This window comes from Bacillus sp. S4 (assembly GCF_040838205.1).
GTDB classification, from domain to species: Bacteria; Bacillota; Bacilli; order Bacillales; family Bacillaceae_G; genus Bacillus_A; species Bacillus_A cereus_U.
Genome location: NZ_JBFPJI010000171.1, coordinates 1 through 6,777 on the forward strand (window position 1 = coordinate 1; position 6,777 = coordinate 6,777).

A 6,777-nucleotide genomic window follows, 5' to 3' on the forward strand; every position below is an offset into this window, starting at 1 on the left:
TATATAGATAGTTTGAAATAGAATGGAAATGATTCCTATATGTAAAGGATAATGTGATTAGTATGGGAAGACAATAGAACTTAAAGGGAATTCATGTGAAATTCAGATGAACTTCACATAAACTTCATATTAGAAACTAAATATAATTATAATAGGTTATTATAATATTCATTTTCGATTTTTCGAAAAATTAGAAGTTTGGCGGGGGGTCTTGTGATTTCGTCATCGATTGTAATGGATTTACGAGAAGGGATATCACCATTTTTTTATGCATTAGTAATTTCATAATGATTATTAGCCTTCACCAATCGGGCGTTTACGGGCAGCCCGACTCCCACCTAACTTCTTTGCTCCAGCTGAATTTTGAGTTGGGAGTTTTACTGCCCACAAATAGCAGGATAAACTTGGGGAAATTGTATGAAGTCAATCTTGAATGACGTAGCAGGATGATGAAATTTCATGTAAAATAATAGTAAAAATATGTAAAGTAGTGGATGTGTTTTTGAACATTGCTGAGGAAAAAATTCGTCAAGCAATACAGAATGGTGATCTTGATAGTATTCCGGGAAAAGAAAAACCACTACAATTAGAAGATTTTTCAATGGTACCTCCAGAATTAAGAATGAGTTATAAAATCTTGAAAAATGCAGGAAGGATGCCACTAGAAATGGAAATACAAAAAGATATATTGAAAATAGAGGATTTAATCGCTTGCTGTTATGATGAGGCAGAGAGAAAAAAATTACAAGAAGAGTTAACGGTAAAAACGCTGCGCTTTCAGCAGGTAATGGAAAAGAGAAAGGTTAAAGATAGTTCAGCATTTCGTATGTATCAAGATAAGTATTTTGTAAATTACGTGAAGAGGGATAAGATGAGTAAATTTGAAACGATAGAAGAATTAGCGACATATATTGAAGAACAACAATTAGTACTCCTGTTTATTAAAACGGAAAATTGTGGTGTTTGTGATGTCATGTTAAGGAAAGTAAATTACGTATTAGAGAATTATGATCACGTAGAGAAAGTAGAGATATTACTACAAGACATGCAAGAGATTGCAGGGCGGTATTCAGTACTTACAGGGCCGACAGTTTTATTATTTTATAATGGGAAAGAAATTCTTCGTGAATCGCGCTTTATTTCACTTGAAAATATTGAGAGAGTACTTCAGTTGTTGGAAAAATAAGGGAGGTTTTTATATGGGGTTTGTTATAGCGGCATTACTATTTTGTGTTTTAATTTGGATGATTGCAGCATCAGTTAGATCAAATAAACGAAGAGTAAATCTTACTAAAAAGAGTAATACACATAGTACGTCTAACAGCTCATCACCATTATTTTTCTTTGCTGGATCTGATAGTGATAGTTCACATGATGGTGGCTCGCATGATTGCGGAGGATCTTTTGGCGGAGATAGTGGAGGTAGCTGCGGTGGTGGCGGGGATTGATGAGAATACGCCTTATATGGGCGTATTTCTTTTTAAACAAACGTTTGATTAGTTGGCTTACATGTGCTTAAAAACAGTTAAACAAACGTTTGATTAAATTTTATAAACGTAATGAGGGGAAGGGAATCGAAAGTAAAAAACAAAGGGAAAGTGGCATTATTCATATTAGTTGCTGGAGGTGTATTTCTTGTTAAAACCGGGCTTGAATTTGGAGCAATACATTTCAGTTGAGTTTGGTTTGAAAATACATTTTCTTAAATAAGGGATATAGCCTCTTGCGATAGAGGTTTTTCATTTGTTATTATTAGACTGAACGGTCGGTTTAGTGAGGTGTGAATATGAGAAGAAGTGCAGAAGAGATAAAGAAAGAAATTGCATATAAAGCAGAAAGTCTGTTTTCACAAAAAGGTTATGCAGCTACATCTATGGAAGATATTTGTGAAGTTACAGGGCGAAGTAAAGGAAGTATTTATTATCACTTTAAAAGTAAAGAAGAATTATTTTTATTTGTAGTGAAACAGCATACGTATGATTGGCTTGAGAAATGGAATGAAAAAGAGAAGTTGTATGTTACTAATATTGAGAAATTATATGGTCTCGCAGAATATTATGTAGAGGACATACAGCAACCTATTTCTAGTGCAATAGAAGAATTTTCTATGAGCCAAGTTGTAAGTAAAGAGATTTTAGATGAAATGTTAGCTCTAACTAGAGAATCGTATGTGATTTTTGAGAAATTAATTGAAACAGGCATAAAGTCTGGAGAGTTCCGTGAAGATAATACTCGCGATCTCATGTATATTGTGAATGGGTTATTATCAGGGCTTGGAGTACTTTACTATGAGTTAGATTACCAAGAGCTAAAACGAATTTATAAAAAGGCAATAGATGTATTGTTAAAAGGGATGGCAGCTGAATAATAAGTCAGCGGCTTTTCTTACAAAAAAATTAGACTGAACGGTCGGTTTATAAAAGGAGAAATGAGGATGAAGACTCTATTTAAAAACCGAGCATTTATGCTCGTTATGGCATCTGATATTTTACAACAATTTGCAATTTGGATCAGAAATATGGCTCTTTTGTATTTTATTATGGAGCGAACGAATAATGATCCGGTTTCAGTTTCTTTATTGTCGGTTATGGAATATGCACCAATTTTTATTTTTTCATTCATCGGTGGTGCGTTAGCAGATCGCTGGAATCCGAAGAGAACGATGGTTGCTGGAGATGTATTAAGCGTACTATCTATTATAGGAATTGTTTTATTGTTAAAGCTTGATTATTGGCAGGCTATATTTTTCGCAACACTCGTTTCCGCAATTGTAGGTCAGTTTTCTCAACCGTCATCTTCACGTATATTTAAGCGTTATGTAAAAGAAGAACAGGTAGCGAGTGCTATTGCATTTAACCAAACGTTACAGTCGTTATTTATGATTTTCGGACCAGTTGTAGGGTCAATTGTGTATACACAACTTGGTTTATTTACGTCACTATATAGCTTGATCATTTTATTTTTGTTATCGGCTATTGTCCTTTCGTTTTTACCAAAATGGGTTGAACAAGAGCAAGCAGTGAGAGGTTCATTAAAAAATGATATAAAAGAAGGATGGAAATACGTTCTTCACACGCGAAATTTACGTATGATTACAATTACTTTTACTATTATTGGTTTAGCAGTCGGATTAACGAACCCATTAGAAGTATTCCTTGTAATCGAACGTTTAGGCATGGAAAAAGAAGCTGTTCAATATTTAGCAGCAGCGGATGGAATAGGTATGCTAATCGGTGGTATTGTTGCTGCAGTTTTCGCTTCAAAAGTAAATCCGAAAAAGATGTTTGTATTTGGTATGAGTATATTAGCAATCTCATTTTTAGTCGAAGGGTTGTCTACATCATTTTGGGTTACTAGTTTGATGCGATTTGGAACAGGGATTTGTTTAGCCTGTGTCAATATCGTTGTCGGTACGCTTATGATTCAACTTGTACCAGAAAATATGATTGGAAGGGTAAATGGGACAATTTTACCACTGTTTATGGGTGCAATGCTAATTGGAACTTCACTAGCTGGGGGATTGAAGGAAATGACTTCACTAGTTATTGTATTTTGTATAGCGATGTCATTTATTTTATTAGCGATTGTGCCAGTTTTACGCATGAAGATAAGTGGAAATATTATAAATAAAGAAGAAGACGCAAATCAAAAGGAGTTAAACAATTCTTTAATTTCGAAATAAGTATCGTGAGGGAGCATGTTTGCTTCCTTTTTCTATGGAAATCTTTTGACAATGAAATGTACCAACTATATACTGATGTTGTAAAAATAATTTTACAGGTTAGGAGAAACGGTGTGAAAAATCAAATCTATGAATTACGCACTGAAAATAATATTTCACAAGGTGCATTAGCTGATAAGTGTAACGTATCAAGACAGACGATAAATGCAATTGAGAATAATAAGTATGATCCAAGCTTAGCGCTAGCATTCCGGTTAGCAGAAGTATTAGGAACAACTGTCGATAAACTATTTTTGTACAAGCTGTAGAGTCTTTAATTGTACAACGTTATCGTTAAAAATAAAGAAAAAGATCCTCTTCGCGTTTGAAGAGGATCTTTTTCTTATATTGTTTTAGTTTTCGGATTAGGTGGTGTAACGGACGTATCATTTTCAGGTACTCTAGTTAATAAGAATCCACCGATAATAAATAGGACGATAATACTAAGGACACCAGCGTTCGTTTTTCCTGTTAATTGTGTTGTGACACCTACTAATACTGGACCCATAATTGCCGCGAATTTACCAAAGATATTATAAAATCCGAAGAATTCATTTGCAGATTCTTTCGGCACTAGTTTTGCGAAATAAGAACGGCTAAGTGCTTGAATCCCGCCCTGAGAAGTAGCAACCAGCATTGCTAAAATCCAGAAATCTAGTGTCGTTTTTAAGAAATAAGCATATATGCAAATAATGATATAAATAATAATACCGACATATAGCATTTTTTTACCGGTAAATGTTTCTGATAGTTTTCCATATAATAAAGCGAATGGACAAGCGACAATTTGTGTTACAAATAAGATGATTAATAGATTGGTTGCACTAATACCGAGATCTGTTCCGTAAGCAGTAGACATAGTAATAATTGTATCTACCCCGTCAATGTAGAAAAAGTAAGCTATTAGGAACATAAATACAGTTTTATATTCTTTAATATTTTTAAAAGTATCAGCAAGGCGCTTGAAGCTCATTGCAATTGGTCTTGGATGACGTTCAATATAGTGTGTTTGCTCTACATTTTTTAGCATTGGTATCGTAAATAGTCCCCACCAAAGAGCTGTTATTGCAAAGGAAATTTGACTAGCAATTCCGACCGATAGGGGGATAGTTCCTTTTTGAGCAAGAATGATAAGAGCAATACAACCGATAAAAGGAATTGTGCTCCCAATATAACCTAATGCAAAGCCTCTTGTAGAAATTCGGTCCATTCTATCTTTAGATGTAACATCTATTAAAAATGCATCATAAAAAATATTTGCTCCAGCAAAGCCGACTAATGCGAGCATATAGCATCCTAGTAATAAGTACCACTGAGATGTTGGAACAACTGCTAGCATACTTGTAAATACGATACCGAGTCCAAAGAAGAATGTGAAAAATCGTTTTTTAAATCCCTTATAATCAGCAACTGTGCCGAGAATAGGAGCGAGTATAGAAATTAAAAGTGTAGCGAACGAGTTTGCATATCCCCAATAGGCTGTTGAAGTTGCACCAGATAGTCCAGCTTCTTTTGCAGCTGCTTTAAAGTAAATTGGAAATAATGCAGTTGTAATGACGAGCGAATATACCGAGTTAGCCCAATCATATAATATCCAGCTTTTTTCTTGTCTGGACATTTTTTTCATATAATGTTCCCCCTTAAATTTGTTCTACTAACAGTGTACAAAAATAAAAATTGTAAAAAGAGAAACAAGGATGATTTTTACATAACTTTTACATATATACACAGTTCTTTACAATTGAAGCAAATCCTCTACAATTGCTCCGTCTGTTTCACCTAAGTGCAAACCGAGTAATCTAGCAATAGTCGGGCCTTCATCAATAAGTCTCATATACGGGACTGTAACACCACTTTGAATGCCTTTCCCAGCAGCCATAAAAATTGTTTCATAGTTAGGTTTTGTTGGGGAATATCCGTGTGTTCCAAATGTATATTTTTTACTAGAAGTAACATCTTTTTTAGTAATTTCTTTTATGAAATCACCTATATGATTCTCAATGAAGTAATATCCTTCCATGGCTTCTAGCATAAATAAGCAATTACCATCAGCACCGCGTTCTTTTGCATCTTCATCGTGCAGAATAAATTCAATTCCATTTTGTTTATTCTGAAGAAGCTCTTCAAGAAGAATTTGAATCTCTTTAATCGTTTCAGTATCATTTTTATCTTTTACATGTACGTAGGCAGATCCATCACAGCTTTGGCAATAGGCTTTCCAATCGTGTATTTTTCCACTTTTATTTACGGATATAAGCCCTTTTTGACAGAATAGGACATTTAGATGGATGGCTTTGTTTTCACTTAAAGCGCTATGATCGCCAAGTGCAATAATTGTACTCTCTTCGTATATCCCGCTTTCTTTTAATGCATGAATAATTTTTCCAAGGCGTTCGTCGTGTCTATGGATTGCAGCTACTGTTTCCTCGGACTCGAAGCCATGATAATGTCTTTGAGTATCTAAATCAGTAAAATGTACAAACATAACATTAGGCTTTTTCGTCTGAATTGTATGTACGGCAGAAGCAAGGACGAAATCATCAAGCTCAGGCTGTGACAATCCATTTCGTATATGGCCGAAGCGACGATTTAAATCTAATTGATATAGCGGGCTACCGCTAAATAATGAAACTAAAATTTGATTTTGCCACGGTCTATTTGGAAAAATTTCTGGTAAATTGTAATCGATATTTGCTCTTCCAGTAACAGGCCATAGAAGGGCTGCTGTCGTTAAATTTGCTTTGCGTGCTTCATCATATAAAGTTGTTCCTTTAATGGACTTTCGATACCAATGCCAATCTGGTGACTCACGTCCTGGTTGAAGTAATGTATTGCTGACAACGCCATGCTTATTAGGATAATTACCGGTTACGATTGTTGAGTGGCTTGGATATGTTACAGAAGGATAAATTGGCTCCACTTTTTTCGCAATCGCGCCCTTTTTTATTAAAGTTTGGAAATTAGGTAGTTTTTGTAATATAGGAAAATCTAAAGCTGATAAGCAGTCGAAAGATAAAATAATGACGTGATTTGTTAATGCTTTATCCATAAAGTTT

8 protein-coding genes and 1 pseudogene are annotated in these 6,777 nt (G+C 34.6%); 7 read left to right on the top strand and 2 right to left on the bottom strand.

Going from position 1 to position 6,777, the window contains the following annotated elements; all coding sequences use genetic code 11:
• Positions 1–490 precede the first annotated feature (490 nt).
• From AB3X48_RS15120 to AB3X48_RS15150, 7 genes and pseudogenes are all read left to right on the top strand, one after another.
• Positions 491–847: pseudogene (locus AB3X48_RS15120) on the top strand (DnaJ family domain-containing protein); the annotation flags it as partial.
• A 24-nt stretch (positions 848–871) separates the two neighbouring features.
• Complete coding sequence (locus AB3X48_RS15125) at positions 872–1,186, top strand: thioredoxin family protein (RefSeq protein ID WP_002113668.1); 315 nt, start codon at positions 872–874, stop codon at positions 1,184–1,186.
• 13 nt (positions 1,187–1,199) lie between these two features.
• Complete coding sequence (locus AB3X48_RS15130) at positions 1,200–1,448, top strand: hypothetical protein (RefSeq protein ID WP_002113671.1); 249 nt, start codon at positions 1,200–1,202, stop codon at positions 1,446–1,448.
• A 111-nt stretch (positions 1,449–1,559) separates the two neighbouring features.
• Positions 1,560–1,679 (top strand): histidine kinase, encoded by a 120-nt coding sequence (locus AB3X48_RS15135; RefSeq protein ID WP_082187190.1) that lies wholly within the window; start codon positions 1,560–1,562, stop codon positions 1,677–1,679.
• Between the two features lie 107 nt (positions 1,680–1,786).
• A complete protein-coding gene (locus AB3X48_RS15140; RefSeq protein ID WP_016103436.1) occupies positions 1,787–2,368 on the top strand; it encodes a TetR/AcrR family transcriptional regulator in 582 nt (193 codons plus the stop codon).
• 66 nt (positions 2,369–2,434) lie between these two features.
• Positions 2,435–3,682 carry an MFS transporter gene (locus tag AB3X48_RS15145; protein ID WP_016103437.1) on the top strand — a complete coding sequence of 416 codons (1,248 nt, stop codon included), beginning with the start codon at positions 2,435–2,437 and terminating at the stop codon, positions 3,680–3,682.
• 56 nt (positions 3,683–3,738) lie between these two features.
• Positions 3,739–3,990 carry a helix-turn-helix transcriptional regulator gene (locus AB3X48_RS15150; protein WP_078173516.1) on the top strand — a complete coding sequence of 84 codons (252 nt, stop codon included), beginning with the start codon at positions 3,739–3,741 and terminating at the stop codon, positions 3,988–3,990.
• A 74-nt stretch (positions 3,991–4,064) separates the two neighbouring features.
• On the opposite strand, the gene AB3X48_RS15155 is transcribed toward AB3X48_RS15150, so the two are convergent.
• Both AB3X48_RS15155 and AB3X48_RS15160 read right to left on the bottom strand, forming a co-directional pair.
• On the bottom strand, positions 4,065–5,348 hold the full coding sequence (locus AB3X48_RS15155; RefSeq protein ID WP_016103438.1) for an MFS transporter: 1,284 nt from the start codon (positions 5,346–5,348) through the stop codon (positions 4,065–4,067).
• 108 nt (positions 5,349–5,456) lie between these two features.
• Positions 5,457–6,770: an alkaline phosphatase family protein gene (locus AB3X48_RS15160; protein ID WP_078180166.1), complete on the bottom strand. Its 1,314-nt coding sequence runs from the start codon at positions 6,768–6,770 to the stop codon at positions 5,457–5,459.
• Positions 6,771–6,777 lie beyond the last annotated feature (7 nt).